This is a genomic window from Vibrio sp. 5S239, assembly GCF_041439575.1.
Lineage (GTDB): Bacteria > Pseudomonadota > Gammaproteobacteria > Enterobacterales > Vibrionaceae > Vibrio > Vibrio kanaloae.
In genome coordinates, this window is sequence record NZ_JBGOOM010000012.1 from 100,765 (window position 1) to 120,258 (window position 19,494).

Sequence of the window (19,494 nt, forward strand, 5' to 3'; positions counted from 1 at the left end):
AAGATGCAAAGAGAAATGATGAAAATCAGGTGAATTAAATATTAGATGGTTGATTTAGATACAAAAAAAGCCGCTATGGAAGCGACTTTTTACTGTTGGTTAATGATATCAGTTACTTAGGTTGAGCATCGATACATTGACCATTAATGTCTGTCACACTTGGATTCATTAAGTGCAGGTACAGTGGAATGATGTCGAGTGGCGTTTTTAGCTTATTCGCATCTTCTCCTGGGTACGCTTTTGCACGCATGCGTGTTTGAGTGCCGCCCGGATTGATTGCGTTAACACGGATGTTCGTGTCTTCAAGCTCGTCCGCTAGGATTTGCATCATACCTTCTGTTGCAAACTTTGAAATCGCGTAAGTGCCCCAGAACGCGCGGCCAGAGTGGCCAACCGTTGAAGAGGTAAAGACAATACGACCCGCTTCCGCTTTCTTAATGACAGGCAGCAGTGCTTGAGTCATTAGAAACTCAGCTTTAACGTTGATTTGCATGACACCATCAAAGGTCTCTTCATCGATTTGATCGAATGGACTTAACGTACCAAGCACACCTGCGTTATGCAGTAGGCCGTCTAAACGACCAAACTGTGATTCAATGGTTTCAGCCATATCAACGTAGTTCTGTTTTGTCGCGCCTTTTAAATCCAATGGGATAATCGCAGGTTGTGGGTAACCAGCGCTTTCGATTTCGTCGTAAATCAATTCAAGGTTTTTGACATTACGGCCTAACAGAATGACAGTTGCACCATGTTGAGCGAAGCTTAGTGCGGCTTGGCGACCAATGCCAGCACCGGCACCTGTAACCAAAATTACTTTATCTTTGAGGGCATCTGTAGAGATTGGGTAATCCACTGTGCTTATCCTTCTTTCTTTTATTATGTTCGTCATTCCATTGATGTTTAATTACACAGATAACCGCAGGAATGATGAGAAATTCTTGGTAATCGTGACAAGATGGTTACAATACACTAATTCATACAATAGGGGATATGACATTGGAATTTTTGTTGGACTACGGCTTGTTTTTAGCCAAGATTGCGACCGTTGTAATCGCCATCATTGCCATTTTAGTGATTGCTAAATCGGTGGGTGGTAAATCAAGCGCAATTAAAGGTGAGCTGGAAATCACTAACCTATCGGAACATCACAAACAGACTATTGAACAATTAGAGCACCATTTGCATGATGATACTTTCATCAAAGCACGTGATAAAGCAGAAAAGAAAGCAGAAAAAGAGAAAGTAAAGTCACGCGGTAAAGAAGTGAAGAAAGCAGCGAAAGAGGGGGAGCTTGATAGCAAGCGTGAACCACATCTATTCGTTCTTGATTTTAACGGCAGCATTGATGCGAAAGAAGTGGCTTCATTACGTGAAGAAGTAACGGCGGTTCTAGCTGTGGCTCGTGAAGGTGATGAAGTATTGCTTAAGCTTGAATCTGGCGGTGGCATGGTTCACGGCTATGGTTTGGCCTCTTCTCAACTTGATCGTATTAAAGCGGCAGGTTTACCTCTGACTATCTCGGTAGATAAAGTCGCAGCAAGTGGCGGTTACATGATGGCATGTATTGCAGACAAAATCGTATCTGCACCTTTTGCTATTGTTGGTTCTATTGGCGTTATCGCTCAATTGCCTAACTTCAATAAACTGCTTAAAAAGCACGATATTGAGTTCGAACAGTTAACGGCGGGTGAGTACAAGCGCACGCTAACTATGTTTGGTGAGAACAGCGATAAAGCACGTGAGAAGTTTAAAGAAGAGCTAGAAGAGACACACGGCTTATTCAAAGACTTTATTCGTGACCACCGTCCAGCGCTAGACCTTGATAAGGTTGCAACGGGCGAACACTGGTTCGGTACACAAGCTCATGAACTTGGGCTGGTGGATGAGATCAGCACTTCTGATGATTTAGTCGTAGCAGCATGCAAAGACAAGACGGTTCTAGCGATTCACTACGTACAGAAGAAAAAACTATCAGACAAGCTAGCTGGCGTTGCAGGTAAATCTGCAGACAGCGTGCTGATGAAGCTGATAGAACGCGGTCAAAAGCCGATTGTTTAAGTTTATACCAATCGTAGTAAATAATTGCTCTTCTTAGCTTGTTAAAAGGCTCGATAACTTCACTAGAATATTTGATTGTAGAGTAACTACTTATCGAAAAATTCTGCTTGGTTTTCAAGCCTTTTCCAGCACCATTTCTGAATGTCTTTTTACATATAGAGTGTCAACGTTAGCGAGTTAAGCGTTAAATCTTGGTTCCATAATCATTACGTTTGGGACAAGTGGTCAGGATCTCTCTATGACCCGTATCGTTGAGCTCTTCCAAAATGACATCAAAGCCCCATAAGCGGTATAGATGTTTCATGACTTCATCATAGCCTTTATCAAGAGGAATCCGGTCGTGAGGCCTATATTGCAGTGTCATCGAGCGATCACCACGGACATCTACATTTAGTACCTGAATATTAGGTTCAAGGTTACTTAAGTTATATTGTGCAGCGAGCTTCTCTCGAATCAAACTATAGCCTGGATCATCATGGATAGCGCTGACTTCAATAGTGTTCTTATGGTCATCGTCGAGCACAGAGAACAGCTTAAAGTCCCTAATGATTTTTGGAGAAAGATACTGGCTGATAAAGCTTTCATCTTTGAAGTTATGCATAGCAAAATGCACGGCTTCTAACCAATCACTTCCGGCTAGCTCAGGAAACCACTCTTTGTCTTCATCGGTTGGTTCTTCACAGATGCGTCGGATGTCTCTAAACATCGCAAACCCAAGCGCATAAGGATTTATGCCATTGAAGTAAGGGCTGTTGTAAGCCGGTTGTGCGACCACGCTAGTATGGCTGTGTAAGAATTCTAAGATGAACTTATCACTTACTAAGCCTTCATCGTAAAGGTGGTTAAGGATGGTGTAGTGCCAGAAGGTTGCCCAACCCTCATTCATTACTTGGGTTTGTTTCTGTGGGTAGAAATACTGGCTGACTTTACGGACGATACGGACACATTCACGTTGCCAAGGTTCAAGCAGTGGAGCGTTTTTTTCGATGAAGTAGAGAATGTTCTCTTGAGGCTCGCTAGGAAAACGAATCGCTTCCTTTTCTTCTTTGTCTTGACTTTTAGGCACCGTTCTCCATAACTCATTGACTTGAGATTGCAGGTAAGCCTCTCGCTCTTCCTGTCTTGCGGTTTCTTCTGCGATTGAAATCTTCTCTGGACGTTTGTATCTATCTACGCCGTAGTTCATCAGTGCGTGACAAGAATCGAGAAGTTGCTCGACTTCTGCAACACCGTATTTTTCTTCGCACTCAGTAATGTATTTTTTAGCGAACAATAGGTAGTCGATGATGGAACTGGCATCGGTCCATGTTTGAAACAGATAGTTGCCTTTAAAGAAAGAGTTATGGCCGTAACAAGCATGAGCCATAACGAGTGCCTGCATAGTGACGGTGTTCTCTTCCATCAGATAAGCGATGCAAGGATCTGAATTGATGACAATTTCGTATGCTAAGCCCATTTGGCCGTGCTTGTAGTTTTGTTCGGTTTGAATGAATTTTTTACCAAAAGACCAGTGGTTGTAATTGATGGGCATACCAATGCTGGAATAAGCGTCCATCATCTGTTCTGAGGTAATTACTTCAATTTGGTTCGGGTAAGTATCTAAACGGTAATGCTGCGCCACACGCTTAATTTCAACGTGATATTGCTCTAATAGGTTGAACGTCCAATCGGGTCCGTCAGGTAGCATCTTCTCGCTTTTCTTCTGCGTAGCTTCGTTCTTTTCTACAACGTTTGATTTCGCTGTCATGGCAAGCCCCCTTACGCTGTTTCTTTTTGGAATAGCTCTCTAAACACAGGAAAAATATCATCCACTGTTCTAATATTTTTCATCGCAAAGTTGTCAAAGCTGTTTTCGAGTTTTTCGTATTCGTGCCAAAGCGTTTGATGAGAGCGGCGTGTTATTTCGATGTATGAGTAATATTGGCAGATAGGCAGAAGCTTATTCACCAACAGTTCTTTACAGCGAGGGGAGTCATCAGCCCAATTATCGCCGTCAGAGGCTTGAGCGGCGTAGATATTCCATTCACTTGCTGGGTAACGGTCAGCTACAATTTCTTTCATTAATTTTAGTGCGCTGGAAACGATAGTGCCGCCCGTTTCTTGCGAGTAGAAGAACTCATGTTCGTCGACTTCTTTCGCCTGAGTATGATGACGAATAAACACCACATCGACATTTTCATAAGTGCGATTGAGGAACAGATACAGCAGTACGTAGAAACGTTTTGCGATGTCTTTGGTGGCTTGATCCATTGAGCCTGACACATCCATCAAACAGAACATCACCGCTTGGCTAGATGGAATAGGGCGCTTCTCATAGTTTTTAAAACGTAAGTCGAAGGTGTCAATGAAGGGCACGTTTTCAATTTTTTTGCGTAGCTCGGCGATCTCTTCTTTTAAGCGACTTTCTTCGAAAGGTTGTGCCGGTTCCGTCATTTTAACTTGGTCAAGTTGCTCCATCAGTAGGTTAAGCTCGCGTTTTTTACTAGCTGTCATCGCGGTTCTTCGAGCTAGAGACTGCTGCAGTGAACGCACGATAGCAATGTTGGATGGAATCCCCGCGCTTTGGTAACCAGAGCGGTGTGTTTTCCATTCGGTGATTTTATTGACTTGATTCTTTTCTAGATTAGGCAGGGCTAAATCTTCAAATAGAATATCAAGATATTCATCTTTTGAAATTTGGAAGGTAAATTCATCTTGGCCTTCGCCATCAGGGCTCGCGTCCCCTTGCCCCGAACCACCACCTTGGCCCCCACCTTTAGGGCGCTCAATTTTATCGCCAGTAATGAACTGGTCATTACCTGGATGTACGCGTTCTCTTACGCCGCCTTGACCTTGATGAAAGCTTGGCTCTTTGATGTCTTTATGAGGAATAGTGACGTCTTCACCCGTTTCAGTATTGGTGATTGAGCGTCGGTTGACTGCATCGGCCACAGACTCTTTGATTTGCTCTTTATGGCGTCTTAAGAAGCGCTGCCTGTTTACAGCGCTCTTATTTTTGCCATTGAGCCTCCGATCGATAAATTGTGCCATAAGAACTCCCTCTCAGCTGATGTCGCGATCCTACTTTTATTTAGGTTGTACGAGCGGTTCACTTGAACTGCTCTGTACAGTTTAGTTATGAGGATTTGCGAACTCTTAGGTACCACTCAGATAGTAGCCTAACTTGTTTTTCGGTGTAGCCTTTCTCCATCATACGAGCAACGAAGTCGTCGTGTTTTTTCTGATCATCCGTAGAGGTTTTAGCATTGAACGAAATAACAGGAAGTAGTTCCTCTGTGTTAGAGAACATTTTTTTCTCAATCACAGTGCGCAGTTTTTCGTAGCTTGTCCAAACGGGGTTTTGTCCGTTATTATTGGCTTTGGCACGAAGCACAAAGTTCACAATCTCATTTCTGAAGTCTTTAGGGTTACTGATTCCAGCTGTTTTTTCGATTTTTTCTAGCTCAGCATTCAGAGAAGCGCGATCAAATAGCTGTCCTGTTTCTGGATCACGGTACTCTTGGTCTTGAATCCAGAAGTCAGCATAGATGACATAGCGGTCGAAAATATTCTGACCGTACTCAGAGTAAGACTCTAGATATGCGGTTTGAATCTCTTTACCGATGAATTCTACGTATCGAGGCACTAGATATCCTTTCAAGAACTCGAGGTACTTCTCGGCGGTTTCTTGAGGGAATTGCTCACGCTCGATTTGCTGTTCGATGACGTAGAATAGGTGAACAGGGTTAGCTGCCACCTCTGCTTGGTCGAAGTTGAACACACGAGAAAGGATCTTAAAGGCGAAGCGCGTCGATAGCCCTGACATACCTTCGTCAACACCGGCATAGTCTCGATACTCTTGGTAACTCTTCGCTTTTGGATCGGTATCTTTCAGTGTTTCGCCGTCGTAGACACGCATTTTGGAGAACAGTGATGAGTTTTCTGGCTCTTTGAGTCGAGACAGAATACTGAATTGTGATAGCAGTTCTAGTGTACTAGGTGAGCAAGGTGCTTTAGACAATTCACTGTGCTCAAGCAGTTTCTGATAGATCTTCACTTCTTCAGAAACACGTAGACAGTAAGGCACTTTTACAATGTACACACGGTCTAGGAAAGCTTCGTTGTTTTTGTTGTTGCGGAAAGTTTGCCATTCTGACTCATTCGAGTGAGCTAAGATCATGCCATCGAACGGTAATGCAGAAAGTCCTTCGGTACCGTTAAAGTTACCTTCTTGTGTTGCCGTTAAGAGAGGATGTAGGACTTTAATCGGCGCCTTAAACATCTCTACGAATTCCATTAAACCTTGGTTTGCTTTACACAGCGCACCAGAGTAGCTGTAGGCATCAGGATCATCTTGAGAGAAGTGCTCAAGCTTGCGAATATCAACTTTACCAACAAGAGATGAGATATCTTGATTATTTTCATCACCTGGCTCTGTCTTCGCGATCGCTACTTGATCGAGAATCGAAGGGCGTAGTTTGATGACCTTGAATTTGGAAATATCACCGCCAAAATCGTGCAGACGTTTTGCTGCCCACGGAGACATAATAGAACGGAGGTAACGCTGCTCAATGCCGTATTCGTTCTTCAGTAAATCACCATCTTCGTTTACATCAAATAGGCAGAAGGGGTGATCATTCACAGGGCTTCGTTCACCGTTGGCAGACAACACATAGATGGGTAACTTTTGCATTAGTGCTTTGAGCTTTTCGGCAAGAGAAGATTTACCACCGCCCACGGGGCCAAGTAGGTAAAGGATTTGTTTACGTTCTTCTAGGCCTTGTGCGGCATGCTTTAGGTAAGAAACAATCTGCTCAATCGCGTCTTCCATCCCATAAAAATCTTCAAATTCACGGTAACGTGCTATCACTCTGTTGGAGAAAATACGACTTAGATGAGGGTCTTGAGCTGTGTCAATCACCTCCGGTTCTCCAATAGCCAGCAGTAAGCGCTCAGCAGCGTTAGCATAAGCACTTTTATCGTCTCTACACAGCCCCAAGAATTCTTGCAATGTCAGCTCTTCTTCCTTGGCCGCTTCATAACGTGATTGATAGTGGTCAAAAATACTCATAGTCACATTCCCCTTGTTAACCAGTCAAAACTGACGAGCGATTGAAAAATAGGCTCTTCCTACATTTTAAGGTTAGACCCGCTTCCACAATTTTGCTTAACAATTATGTATTTATTTATAATTTTGCGTGTGGAAAGCTTGGCGAAAGCAATAGGCAACTTGAAGCGAGCAAAATCAAATTATTTTGCATTCGAGAGGGGCTAGCCGTTTGTTTTATGATTTTAGGCAGCTTTCCAATTCTTGAACTGGATTTATGTGCATTAGACGTATAATCGAGCTTGATGTTTCTTTTTCGAATGAGCCTCTTTATCGTGCGCTGCGTTATCATAAATTGATTGCTAAATAGGTCGAAGCAGTGAAAAAATCTTTAGTTAAAACAGCCGATGTGAGACAACCATATAAATGGCAGTGACAACACATGAAAAGTGGAAGGCGCGAGAAACGTCAGTGTGGAATCAATTCTCAAATGATTATATGAGTAGGGCAGTAAGCAATAGCGGGTTCAAGCCTAGTATTTAAGATTCAAGTAATAAAAAGGGCTACTCAGTTGAGTAACCCTTCTTTGTATATATCGATGTTGCAAATCAGTTGGTGTCGCTGCTATCTAGTGTTGTCTATTAAGCTTAAGCACTAAAGATTTGAGACAGCTCTGTTGCACATAGGTGGTACTGACGAGGGCAGTTGCGCCATGTTGTTAGCATGCGACGGTATTTCTCTAGCATTGGCATTTGGCTATTGAAGCGGTGATCGGCTTTGTCGAATTGAGGGTAAAGACCTTCAGAATCAACAAGGAAACGCACGTAATGTACGATCTGCGCTTCAGAAGCGATATCAAAACCTAAGAACTGCAGGCGACGTTGGTCTACTTCAGCACGCTCTTGTTCTGCAAGCATTTTGTTCGACTCTTGCATTGCATGGTACATTTCCATGATGTCGATAATTTCACGACACTCTGCTTCAGTTAAACAACCAAATTCTTTGTTAAGCTCTTGCATTTGGAGTTCGTAACCGCGCTCTACAATCGTTTGTAGACGTTGGTATTTAGTTGAATTCTCAGGATCCATTTGAGACATTAAGTAGTATTGATTCGATAGAATTAGACGCTGAGCATTGGTCATTTCCATGGGAGGAGCCTCACTAAAAACTAAATGTTGTATTCTTTTGTTGCAGTAAGAGTAACAGCATTCCTACGAGTGGAAACATGATCTCAACACGGATTTAATATGATTTTTTAATTGATAAACAAAAGTTGTAAAGAAAAAGCCCCAATCGAAATTGAGGCGTTTGAAATCACTATCAACGTAAGCTTAGATTAGTATTTGACGTTTGGATGATACTGACTAAGTACGGCTACAATCTCGTCCATTTTCTCTTTACTTGGAGGTTGTATACCTTCAAGAGGGTAGTCATGGCCAAGTGCTTCCCACTTGTGAGCACCAAGCTTGTGATATGGAAGTAGTTCTACTTTTTCAATGTTATCCATGTCTTTAATGAATTCACCTAAAAGGTGAGCATCTTCTGGAGTATCGGTGTAACCCGGAACAATCACGTAACGAATCCAAGTGGTTTTTCCGATCTTGTGTAGGTAGCGTGCAAAATCAAGCGTACGTCTATTCGATACACCAATGAAGTCGTGGTGAATCTCATCTCGCATATGTTTAATATCCAGCATCACTAAATCTGAGGCTTTTAGAACTTCATCGATCACTTCAGTGTGCTTTCGAATGTAGCCATTAGTATCGAGACAAGTGTGAATACCTTCAGCTTGAGCAGCGCGGAAAAAGTCACGGACAAACTCAGGTTGCAACATTGCCTCACCACCTGAACAGGTGATACCACCACCAGAGGCTTTCATGAAATGACGGTACGATTTTGCTTCGTTGATGATCTCTTCGACCGTTACTTCCTTTCCATCATGAAGATCCCATGTGTCGCGATTATGGCAGTACATACAACGCATTAAGCAGCCCTGAAGAAACACAATAAAGCGGATACCAGGGCCATCGACAGTACCACAAGATTCGAATGAGTGAATACGACCAGTTGTAGACATGAGCTATTCTCGTAGAGGAATTTATGCCCCTTATTTTATTACAAAAACGGTACATAAAATAGGGTCAAATGGTAACGAGGTCTTTAAAAGTAAAGGCAATCATCGACGAAGATGATTGCCTTTCTTAAACTGGAAAAGTAAAGGAAAAAAGGCCTTATGGTACCTAGAAGAAAGCAAACATGGTGATGCCACCCGTGGTGTACACTGACTCTTTCGCTTCTTTGTAATCAGGCGTTTTTGCCGTTAGCGCCAAGGATGCACCAACGTGTTGGTTATACCAAGCAAAACCCAGTACGGCTGTCGCTTGTATGTTCTCTAATGTAACATCGTAGATAGCAGGGTCTTCGTTGTTTTTATTCGCATACTCGTCCACACCTGAACGATTGCCTTCGATAGTCAGGTCGTTAAATCGGTAACGACCTTCAAGGCCAGCATAGGTAAACCAACCCGTGTTTGACGCGCCGATCATGCCCGGTTTGAATGGGTTTTCTGTAGTGATGTTGGCTGCACCAAAGTTGCCACCTAAGTCTGTACCCCAACGGAACATGAAGCCTGTTGAAATATCACTTCTAAAGTTACCCACGTTGATTTCTGAAACGTTAGAGATTTCGAAGTCAGTGTTTACTAACGCTTGATTGCGCATTAGGTTGAAATGACTCAGATACCCCACACTACCGGCGTACTCATTATCAACTTGATATTCCCAACCCATAGGTTCGTCTGATTTCGTGATCGAGTGGACTAGCTTTTGAGCGTCTTCAGAAAGTGCACGTTCACCCGTTGTACCAAACGTGATGTTAAAGCGTTGGGCTTGCTGCGGATTTAAGCTGATGTAGTTGAATTCTGTGTGTAGGAAACCTGCATATGGGCGATCATTGGCTGATGGTGTTTCCAATTCAATATCAGAAGGGGTATACATTTTGTGGCCAATGGTGATCTCCCACTTATCTAGAGAGTTTACGCCCCAATAAGAAAGACTTAATGGTTTCCCCCAATTGTACGGAGTAATACTTGATGATGTGTAACCCAGAAATAAGCCGTTGGTGTAGTCTTGGTCGACACCAAAGATACCATCGTTGTCTAACGCAAAAGTTAACGTAGAGCGTTCAGATGCCAGTGATGAACAAGAGAGGAGAATCAGTGGTAAATAACGAAGGTATTTCATGTAGCAGTTACTCTAAAATGATGAACAGAAATAGTACCGTAGTTTGAGTGGATTTGTAGAAAAAAGTGAATGCGAGTGCGCTTTTTGTGGCCAATCTAATCTTTCTTAGGCGAGGGTGTATTGATGAGATTTAGGGTAGATATAAAAAAGCCCCGCACATTGGCGAGGCTAATAGTTTTTACTGTCTATTGAGCGTGAGCTTATAGAGACTCAGTAAATGTACGTGCGATTACGTCAGCTTGCTGCTCTGTAGTCAGAGAGTTAAAGCGTACAGCGTAACCAGAAACACGAATCGTTAGCTGAGGGTATTTCTCAGGGTGCTTAACTGCGTCTTCAAGAGTTTCGCGGTTAAGAACGTTCACGTTCAGGTGTTGACCACCTTCAATGCCAGCTTCGTGGTGGAAGTAACCATCCATTAGGCCTGCAAGGTTAGCACGTTGGCTGTCTTGTTCTTTACCTAGTGCGTTTGGCACGATAGAGAAAGTGTAAGAGATACCATCTTGTGCGTCAGCAAACGGTAGTTTACCGACAGACGTTAGTGAAGCTACAGCGCCTTTCTCATCACGACCGTGCATTGGGTTAGCACCAGGAGCGAAAGGAGCGCCAGCACGACGACCGTCTGGAGTGTTACCTGTTTTCTTACCGTATACCACGTTAGACGTGATAGTAAGAACTGACTGTGTAGGGATAGAGTTACGGTAAGTCTTAAGCTTACGGATCTTGTTCATGAACGTAGAAACGAGTTCACAAGCAATGTCATCTACACGAGAGTCGTTGTTACCGTATTTAGGGTAATCGCCTTCGATTTCGAAGTCAGTTGCGATGCCATCTTCGTCGCGGATTGGTTTAACAGTCGCGAATTTGATTGCAGACAGTGAGTCAGCTGCAACAGATAGACCAGCAATACCACAAGCCATAGTACGACGAACGTCACGGTCATGAAGAGCCATTAGAGACGCTTCGTAGCTGTACTTGTCGTGCATGTAGTGAATGCTGTTTAGTGCAGTCACGTATTGCTTAGCCAACCAGTCCATGAAGTGATCTAGACGGTTCATTACTTTATCGTAATCAAGAACAGCGTCAGTCATTGGAGATTCTTTAGGACCAACTTGCATCTTAAGTTTTTCGTCCATACCGCCGTTGATTGCGTAAAGCATTGTTTTCGCAAGGTTAGCACGAGCACCGAAGAACTGCATTTGCTTACCAACGATCATTGGAGATACACAACAAGCGATAGCGTAATCATCAGAATCAAGGTCAGGACGCATTAGGTCATCATTTTCGTACTGGATAGAAGAAGTATCGATAGATACCTTCGCACAGAAACGTTTGAAGCCGTCAGGTAGTTGCTCAGACCAAAGAACAGTGATGTTTGGCTCTGGAGAAGGCCCCATAGTGTATAGAGAGTTAAGGAAACGGAAGTTCGAACGCGTTACTAGCGTACGACCGTCGATGCCCATACCGCCCATAGACTCTGTTGCCCAGATAGGGTCGCCAGAGAATAGCTCATCGTACTCAGGAGTACGTAGGAAACGAACCATACGTAGCTTCATTACGAAGTGGTCGATCATTTCTTGAGCTTGGTCTTCTGTGATTTTGCCAGCAGCGATATCACGTTCGATGTAGATGTCTAGGAAGGTCGAAGTACGGCCTAGAGACATTGCAGCACCGTTTTGAGACTTAACAGCAGCTAGGTAGCCAAAGTAAGTCCACTGAATAGCTTCTTGAGCAGTTTGAGCTGGCTCAGAGATATCGAAACCGTATTTAGCTGCCATTTGCTTGATTTGACCTAGAGCACGATGTTGCTCAGAGATTTCTTCACGCAGTTGCATTGTTTCTGCTAGGTTTTCGCCGTTTTCGAATTGCTCTTGAAGAGAAGCAAATTGAGCTTGCTTGTCTTTCATTAGGAAGTCGATACCGTATAGAGCTACGCGACGGTAGTCACCAATGATACGACCACGGCCGTATGCATCAGGAAGACCAGTCAGAACACCAGACTTACGACATTTTAGGATATCAGGCGTGTAGATATCGAAAACGCCAGCATTGTGTGTTTTGCGGTATTCTGAGTAGATTTTTGAAACCATTGGGTCAAGAGTTTCACCGTATGCTTTACAAGAACCTTCAACCATACGTACACCACCGTTAGGGATGATGGCACGTTTTAGTGGTTTCTCAGTTTGTAGACCAACGATAGTTTCAAGATCTTTCTCAATGTAACCTGCATCGTGAGCTGTGATGGTAGAGATAACAGAAGTATCGAAATCTACAGGCGCCTTAGTTGCGTTTTCCTGTTTGATACCTTCCATTACCGAAGACCAAAGCTTGTTAGTTGCTTCAGTACCCTCAGAAACTAGGAAAGACTCGTCGCCTTCATACGGCGTGTAGTTCTTTTGAATGAAATCACGAACGTTTACTTCGCTTTGCCACTCACCTGCAGCAAAATCTTCCCAAGCTTTAGCAAATTGCTCTGCCATGACATACCTACCTTTTTAGTAGAAAAAACACGTACATTAACACTGTTGAGCCAGTGCCCCTGGTAAGGGTAGTACACTCTTATTAATAACAATATGTATGAGCATATTCGCTTCATATGATTATATATATTGTCACTACTCTTTATATGTTGTCTTTACTCTATGTAATTAAGACTACGCTAAAAAATTTCTGCAAACCTTAAACTAAATCAATAAATACCAACAAAAGTTGAAAAAATTTGAGTAACAGGGGTTGCTACCCAAACTTTTTTTTAATCCTAATACTACTTTTGTATAGTAAAAGAGGTTATAGCCAAGATGTTAGGCCATACTGACTCTCTAGCATACCAACTGCAAGCATTGCTACTAGACAGATAACTAAAACGCCAACTGGGATAACAATTTTGTCTACAAATGATAGACGCTTCGCACGCTCTTTATCACCAATTAGGCCGTTGTTATCAAGAAGCATAGTTAACGCCCAAGCTAATACTGGGTTAACAACTGCAGAACCAAAGATACAGATACCAGCGGCTTGAGAATCTTTCGAATCCTTAACCATTTGCATACCCGCTTCCAGTAGAGGTAGAGATACACCGACAAGTAGCGCAACACGCATCACTGGTGGCCATACCGCAACGTCCATCGGGAAACCAAGAATTGCAACAATGATACATAGCGAACCAAGTAAGATTGCGCCACCAGGAATGGGACGTTTCGCGATTGCAGCTGGGATCATATAAGTACCCCAAGAAGAAGTGATATTACCACCACCCACTGCAGTACCAACCATTTGACGAACTGAACACATAGTCATTGTGTCATCTACGTCCATCAGAACTTTTTCAGAACGTTTAGGGTAGTTCAACTCTTGGAAGATACGGTGGCCTAAGAAATCAGGTGACCACATTGCTACTGCAAGAATTGCGAACGGTAAAGAAGCGATAAAGTGTTCAATGTTTGGCAAACCAAGCATCCAACCTTCAGAAGTCGAACCCCACCAGTAAACAGGGTTTAGGTTTGGAATACCCATTTCAGTTTCGAACACGATATCGAAACCAGCGCCTAATGCTAATGCAATAGCAAGGCCTGTAAACGCACAGACTGGGATAGCTAACCAACGCTTGTTCACTTTTGCTAGGAAAGCGTAAATAGCAATAGTAATAGCAAGAACGATAAGACCCACGTAACCCATGCTACCCGCTTCAACAGTAGAAGATTGAAGACCAACCGCCCATGCTTGAATTGAGTTGATTTGGCTCATAGTACCGGTTAGGCCTAAGAAAATGAGCAAGCCACCAGCAGTACCTTCTGAAGTCAGGTTAACTAGCTTGGAGCCGCCTTTTAGGAAGCTTAGGATTAGACCGAAAATACCGATAAGGATAGCCAATGCAAGAGGGTGAGCACCAGCTAGAGCGATGGTACCAATAAGAGGGATCATTGGGCCGTGGTTACCGGCAAGGTTGGCTTTTGGATTAAAGAAACCAGAAGCAAGGATACAGAACAGCAGTGCAGGGATAAGCATTTCTACACGAGCTACTTCAATCGCAAATTCTTTACCAAGGTTTACGTGTTCCCAAGCTTGAGTGAGGCCATCAGCCCAAGACATCATTACTGCAGAATACATTGCGATGATACCAATGGTGCCAGCAAGTGCAGGAACAAGGTCTTCAAGTTCAAAGCGGAAATCGCGGCCTGGAAGGTTTAGGCCAAAACGACGAGGCTTCATGATTTGAAGTTCGTGGTCTAGGTAATCTGAGCGGCTCTCAAATTCAGAAGCAGGGCGGTGTAGCTCTTTATAGCTTTTCTCTTCTACTTCAGAGTTCGCATTATTGACAACGTCTGACATAGATTCCTCATATTTTTGTGTTAGTAATTCTAAGATTGAATTCTATAATTTCGCGTAATTGCGTTATTTATTAGTTTTAACTTGTTAGCACTATGTTGCGCAGTTTTTATGTGCATTATGCTGTGAAGTTAAAAGAAAAATTTGGCATTTTTTATGCCTTATTGTGTGTCGAGGAGTTTAACAAGCTTACTCTTTAGGGTGATTGATCTTGATCACTTTAAGAGTGTATGTGAAAGAAAGCTACAAAATGAAGCGATTCGTTAACGTACCATTGATGAATCATGTAATTTGTTTTCACAAGTTAACGTTTACTATCTTCTTTGAGCTCTGTTGCCACAGCGTTCGTTGATGTGCCTAAAACTTACTGGATTGTTTAATTACTATCTGCTTACTAGCGAAACTCTTACAATCTAGTCCCTTTATAATAATTATGATTTATGTAATGACTTGTATATTTATGTGTGCGCTATATCTTGTCGGCAATAAAGCATCTTAGTCACATAACTTGTTTTCCTTACCGAGTATTAGGTTACGACAATCTCATTTTGGTTAACTTTATTTAAACAATGTAAGAAAGGGTATTTCGAGTTATTGATATAACTCATTCATTAAATTGAGGGTAAAACGCTACATAGTGCATAATAAGTCAGCGTGAAGTGCTATTTATTCTGAATTTGCCAGGTTAATAATTTGTTGCATGTTGATCCGTGTGGTGCTAATTTGTATCGCATGAAAAGGTCGGAGTACCTTGCATTTTCACAAACTTGGGAGAGAAAGCGCATGAAAGATGTACCAGCGCTGGACATAAAGGATCTACACAAAACGTTTGGTCAAAATGAAGTTTTAAAGGGAATTTCACTTTCAGCGCATAAAGGCGACGTGGTATCAATTATCGGATCTTCAGGATCGGGTAAAAGTACCTTCCTTCGATGTATCAATCTTTTAGAGACACCTACCGCCGGCGAAATTTGGGTTAATGGCGAATTAATTCAAATGAAAAATAATCGTCAAGGTGTTTCTGTTCCTACCAATGAAAAACAAGTTCAGCGAATCCGTTCTCGTTTGGCAATGGTTTTTCAAGGTTTTAATCTATGGTCTCACCTGACCGTTCTCGAGAATGTTATTGAAGCACCTGTTCACGTATTAGGTGTGCCTAAAGCACAAGCGATTGAAAATGCAGAGTTACTATTGAAGAAAGTAGGGCTGTATGAGCGCAAAGACTACTACCCAGGACACTTATCCGGCGGGCAACAACAGCGCGCTGCGATTGCACGAGCGTTAGCGGTCGACCCCGAAGTGATGTTGTTTGATGAACCAACATCGGCACTCGATCCTGAGTTAGTTGGTGAAGTTCTTGGCGTAATGCGTGATTTGGCTGAAGAAGGAAGAACCATGCTTGTGGTAACTCACGAAATGGCTTTTGCTCGTGATGTATCAAACCATGTGATGTTCCTGCACCAAGGTCTAGTGGAAGAACAGGGCGATCCAGCTAAACTATTTACGGAACCTGAATCTGAACGATTACAACAATTTATCTCATCGATCTACTAATCAGAATTGAAATATCGTTGCCAAGGTAAATGACGACGGTATTAACAATGAAGCACAACCAGTAAGTTAATAAGCAACAACAAACACAATATTAAAACTAGCAAAACATAAAAACCTAAATCACAGGAGTAGGGATATGAAAAAGTGGTTATTAGTCGCGGCACTTGCTGCAACTGCTGCAACGGGCGTAGCTCAAGCAAAAGAATGGAAAACAGTACGTTTCGGCATTGAAGGTGCTTACCCTCCATTTAGTTGGACTGAATCTGACGGCTCACTAAAAGGCTTTGATGTCGACATGGCTAACGCACTTTGTACTGAAATGCAGGTGAAATGTAAGATTGTTGCACAAGATTGGGATGGCATTATTCCTTCTCTACTTGCTCGTAAATATGATGCGATCATTGCGGCAATGTCTATCACGGAAGAGCGTAAGAAAAAAATCGACTTCACTGGTAAATATGCACTTATACCAAACAAGTTCATCGCAAAAAAAGGTGCAGGCCTTAACTTTGATGATCTAAGTGGTCAAAAAATTGCAGTTCAACGTGCAACAACTCACGATAAATACCTAACAGACAACTATGGTGACACAGTAGAGATCGTTCGTTACGGTTCATTCGACGAAGCTTACCTTGATCTAGCAAACGGTCGCGTTGCTGCTGTACTAGGTGATGCTTCTGCTCTAGAAGAAGGCGTTTTAAACAAAGCAGGTGGTGAAGACTACGAGTTCGTTGGTCCATCACTGACAGACCCTAAGTGGTTCGGCGAAGGTTTTGGTATTGCTTTACGTAAGCAAGACAAAGATCTGACTAAACAATTAGATGCTGCAATCCTTTCACTACGTGAAAAAGGCATCTATCAAGATATTGCGGCTAAATACTTCAACTACGATGTATACGGCCAGTAATCTCTAGCGTCATTTCTTAAGGGAGAGGTCTCCTCTCCCTGTCTTACCAACTTTTCGCAGTTCTGTTGGAATTCATTATGTTTGATTTACAAGGATATGAAGCGTCGATCCTGAAAGGGGCGGTGCTTACAATCGAAGTTGCCTTACTGTCGCTGATTTTAGCTATGGCGCTTGGCATGCTAGGCGCTTTGGCAAAGCTTGCACCTTATCGTTGGGCTCGCGCCATCGCAACCCTCTACACAACCGTCATTCGAGGCATTCCAGATCTTGTATTGATGATGCTGATTTTCTTTGGTGGACAAATCCTTTTAAATAACAGTTTGTACTCCATCAATGAGTGGCTCAATGAGTGGTTCACATCAAGTGATCCTAACCATGAATGGACCGCTTACTTACCTGATTATATTGATGTCAGTCCATTTGTTGCTGGTGTTTTAACGATAGGCTTCATCTTTGGCGCTTACATGGCTGAAACCTTCCGTGGTGCGATCATGGCGGTTGATAGCGGTGAAATGGAAGCAGCAAAGGCCTATGGCATGGGACCTGTTCTAGCGTTCCGTCGTATCCTGTTACCGCAAATGATTCGTCACGCACTACCGGGTTTTGGTAACAACTGGTTGGTTTTACTTAAAACTACCGCGCTGGTTTCCATTATTGGCCTAGAAGATATGGTACGTGTTAGCGCATTAGCGGCAGGTTCAACCAAAATGCCATTTACCTTCTATATGACAGTGGCGCTTATCTTCCTGTTCTTCACCAGTGTTTCGACGGGCTTGCTTAAGCTGGTTGAACGTAAATTCAGTATCCACGCGAGGTAGTTATGGACTTTTCATTGATAATTGAAAGCCTGCCGATTTACCTTAGTGGTTTATGGACAACGGCTTGGATGGTTTGCTTAGCTTTGATCATTGGCTTATTTGTTGCCATACCATTAGCTATCTCTCGCAATAGCCCCAATATGCTAATTAATGCCCCTGCTTGGTCATTCATCTATTTCTTTCGTGGTACGCCATTACTGGTACAGTTGTATCTGATCTACTACGGAATGGATCAGTTTTTCCCGGTAAAAGATACATTATGGGAAAACGCATGGTTCTGTGCATTAGTCGCATTTATTCTTAATACTTCTGCATACACTGCCGAAATTATCCGCGGTGCGATCAATGGCTTGCCAAAAGGTGAAGTTGAAGCGGCAAAAGCATACGGCATGAGTACAGCGAAGACTTATAGACGTATTATTCTGCCAAGTGCTCTACGTCGCGCACTACCAGCGTACAGTAACGAAGTTATCTTCATGCTTCACGGTTCAGCCGTTGCGGGTATCGTAACCATTATGGATCTAACCGGAGCTGCGCGTTTGGTTAACTCACGTTACTACGCTCCATTCGAGTCTTTCCTAACGGCAGGCCTGTTCTACATGGCGCTAACGTTTATCATCATCGCGATTTTCAAATTCGCCGAGAAACGTTTCCTTGCTTACTTAAGACCACTTAGCTAATCGTACGGTATCCACACAGTTAACAAAACGGCGCTCATTGAGCGCCGTTTTTTATGATAACAACAATCTAACTTGTTACTTAAACGCCGACCAAATTGGCGCGTGATCAGACGGTTTTTCGATGCCGCGTAGCTCGTAGTCGATACCCGCTTCAGTACACTTATCAGCAAGTTTCTGAGTTGCAAGTACCACATCAATGCGTAGGCCACGGTTGTCCACGAAGCCTTTTGAGCGGTAATCGAACCACGAGTATTGATCATTCACTTCAGGGTGTAGCATGCGGAAGCTGTCCACAAAGCCCCAGTCCATCAATGTTTTCAACCATTCGCGTTCTTCTGGTTGGAAAGAACATTTACCTGTTTTTAACCAACGTTTCGCATTAGGTTCACCAATGCCGATGTCTGCGTCGATAGGGCTGATATTAATGTCGCCCATCACAATCACTTGCTCATCTTTGTTGTGATAGTTGTTTAGGTAAGTCATTAAATCTTTGTAGAACTGGCGTTTGTACGGGTATTTTGTTTCATGCTTGATGTTATCCCCTTGAGGGAAGTAGCCATTTAGCACGGTAACCTTTTCACCATTCTCATCTTCAAACGTCGCCATGATCATACGTTTTTGATGCTCTTCATTGTCTGTTGGGAAACCCTTCTGCACAGATATTGGTTCTTGCTTACACAACATAGCCACACCGTAGTGTGCTTTTTGGCCGTGAAAGTAAACCTTGTAGCCCATTGCTTCAACATCAGCAATAGGGAAGGCTTCATCGTGTACTTTTATCTCTTGCAGACCAATTACATCGGGTTGGTGTTTGTCGATAACCGCTTGCAGTTGATGAAGGCGGGCTCTTAGGCCGTTGATGTTGAAGCTAATTACTTTCATTTGT

At 43.0% G+C, this 19,494-nt stretch carries 15 protein-coding genes; 5 read left to right on the plus strand and 10 right to left on the minus strand.

The genetic code is table 11. The features are described from left to right. Positions 1-112: 112 nt before the first annotated feature. Complete coding sequence (locus ACED48_RS11700; RefSeq protein WP_016792973.1) at positions 113-853, minus strand: YciK family oxidoreductase; 741 nt, start codon at positions 851-853, stop codon at positions 113-115. 137 nt (positions 854-990) lie between these two features. Between ACED48_RS11700 and sohB the strand changes: the two genes are divergently transcribed. Further along, positions 991-2,058, plus strand: coding sequence for a protease SohB (gene sohB, locus ACED48_RS11705; protein ID WP_032547853.1), 1,068 nt, complete (start codon positions 991-993; stop codon positions 2,056-2,058). 184 nt (positions 2,059-2,242) lie between these two features. Here sohB and ACED48_RS11710 read toward each other — a convergent pair whose 3' ends face one another. The 8 genes from ACED48_RS11710 to ACED48_RS11745 all read right to left on the minus strand — a co-directional run bounded on the left by ACED48_RS11710 (position 2,243) and on the right by ACED48_RS11745 (position 14,652). Continuing rightward, positions 2,243-3,805, minus strand: a complete 1,563-nt coding sequence (locus ACED48_RS11710) for a SpoVR family protein (protein ID WP_017055004.1) — start codon at positions 3,803-3,805, stop codon at positions 2,243-2,245. Between the two features lie 11 nt (positions 3,806-3,816). Beyond that, positions 3,817-5,088 carry a YeaH/YhbH family protein gene (locus ACED48_RS11715; protein ID WP_017055005.1) on the minus strand — a complete coding sequence of 424 codons (1,272 nt, stop codon included), beginning with the start codon at positions 5,086-5,088 and terminating at the stop codon, positions 3,817-3,819. Positions 5,089-5,173: 85 nt separating this feature from the next. Then, positions 5,174-7,108 carry a PrkA family serine protein kinase gene (locus tag ACED48_RS11720; protein ID WP_017055006.1) on the minus strand — a complete coding sequence of 645 codons (1,935 nt, stop codon included), beginning with the start codon at positions 7,106-7,108 and terminating at the stop codon, positions 5,174-5,176. Positions 7,109-7,731: 623 nt separating this feature from the next. Continuing rightward, the gene (locus ACED48_RS11725; protein WP_017055007.1) at positions 7,732-8,232 is read right to left on the minus strand and encodes a YfbU family protein; all 501 of its coding nucleotides are present in this window, start codon (positions 8,230-8,232) and stop codon (positions 7,732-7,734) included. A 188-nt stretch (positions 8,233-8,420) separates the two neighbouring features. Then, the gene (gene pflA / locus ACED48_RS11730) at positions 8,421-9,161 is read right to left on the minus strand and encodes a pyruvate formate lyase 1-activating protein (RefSeq protein WP_017055008.1); all 741 of its coding nucleotides are present in this window, start codon (positions 9,159-9,161) and stop codon (positions 8,421-8,423) included. Positions 9,162-9,324: 163 nt separating this feature from the next. Beyond that, positions 9,325-10,326: a lipid A deacylase LpxR family protein gene (locus tag ACED48_RS11735; RefSeq protein WP_017055009.1), complete on the minus strand. Its 1,002-nt coding sequence runs from the start codon at positions 10,324-10,326 to the stop codon at positions 9,325-9,327. Between the two features lie 200 nt (positions 10,327-10,526). After that, the gene (gene pflB, locus ACED48_RS11740; protein ID WP_017055010.1) at positions 10,527-12,803 is read right to left on the minus strand and encodes a formate C-acetyltransferase; all 2,277 of its coding nucleotides are present in this window, start codon (positions 12,801-12,803) and stop codon (positions 10,527-10,529) included. 307 nt (positions 12,804-13,110) lie between these two features. Continuing rightward, positions 13,111-14,652 (minus strand): DUF3360 family protein, encoded by a 1,542-nt coding sequence (locus tag ACED48_RS11745; RefSeq protein ID WP_017055011.1) that lies wholly within the window; start codon positions 14,650-14,652, stop codon positions 13,111-13,113. A 780-nt stretch (positions 14,653-15,432) separates the two neighbouring features. On the opposite strand from ACED48_RS11745, the gene ACED48_RS11750 reads away from it, so the two are divergent. The 4 genes from ACED48_RS11750 (at position 15,433) to ACED48_RS11765 (ending at position 18,608) form a co-directional block, all read left to right on the plus strand. Beyond that, a complete protein-coding gene (locus tag ACED48_RS11750; protein ID WP_017055012.1) occupies positions 15,433-16,203 on the plus strand; it encodes an ABC transporter ATP-binding protein in 771 nt (256 codons plus the stop codon). Between the two features lie 136 nt (positions 16,204-16,339). Then, complete coding sequence (locus ACED48_RS11755; protein WP_017055013.1) at positions 16,340-17,110, plus strand: ABC transporter substrate-binding protein; 771 nt, start codon at positions 16,340-16,342, stop codon at positions 17,108-17,110. Between the two features lie 77 nt (positions 17,111-17,187). Beyond that, positions 17,188-17,928, plus strand: coding sequence for an ABC transporter permease (locus tag ACED48_RS11760; RefSeq protein WP_017055014.1), 741 nt, complete (start codon positions 17,188-17,190; stop codon positions 17,926-17,928). Positions 17,929-17,930: 2 nt separating this feature from the next. Then, a complete protein-coding gene (locus ACED48_RS11765) occupies positions 17,931-18,608 on the plus strand; it encodes an ABC transporter permease (RefSeq protein ID WP_017055015.1) in 678 nt (225 codons plus the stop codon). A 75-nt stretch (positions 18,609-18,683) separates the two neighbouring features. Here ACED48_RS11765 and xthA read toward each other — a convergent pair whose 3' ends face one another. After that, positions 18,684-19,490, minus strand: a complete 807-nt coding sequence (gene xthA, locus ACED48_RS11770; RefSeq protein ID WP_017055016.1) for an exodeoxyribonuclease III — start codon at positions 19,488-19,490, stop codon at positions 18,684-18,686. Positions 19,491-19,494: the final 4 nt, after the last annotated feature.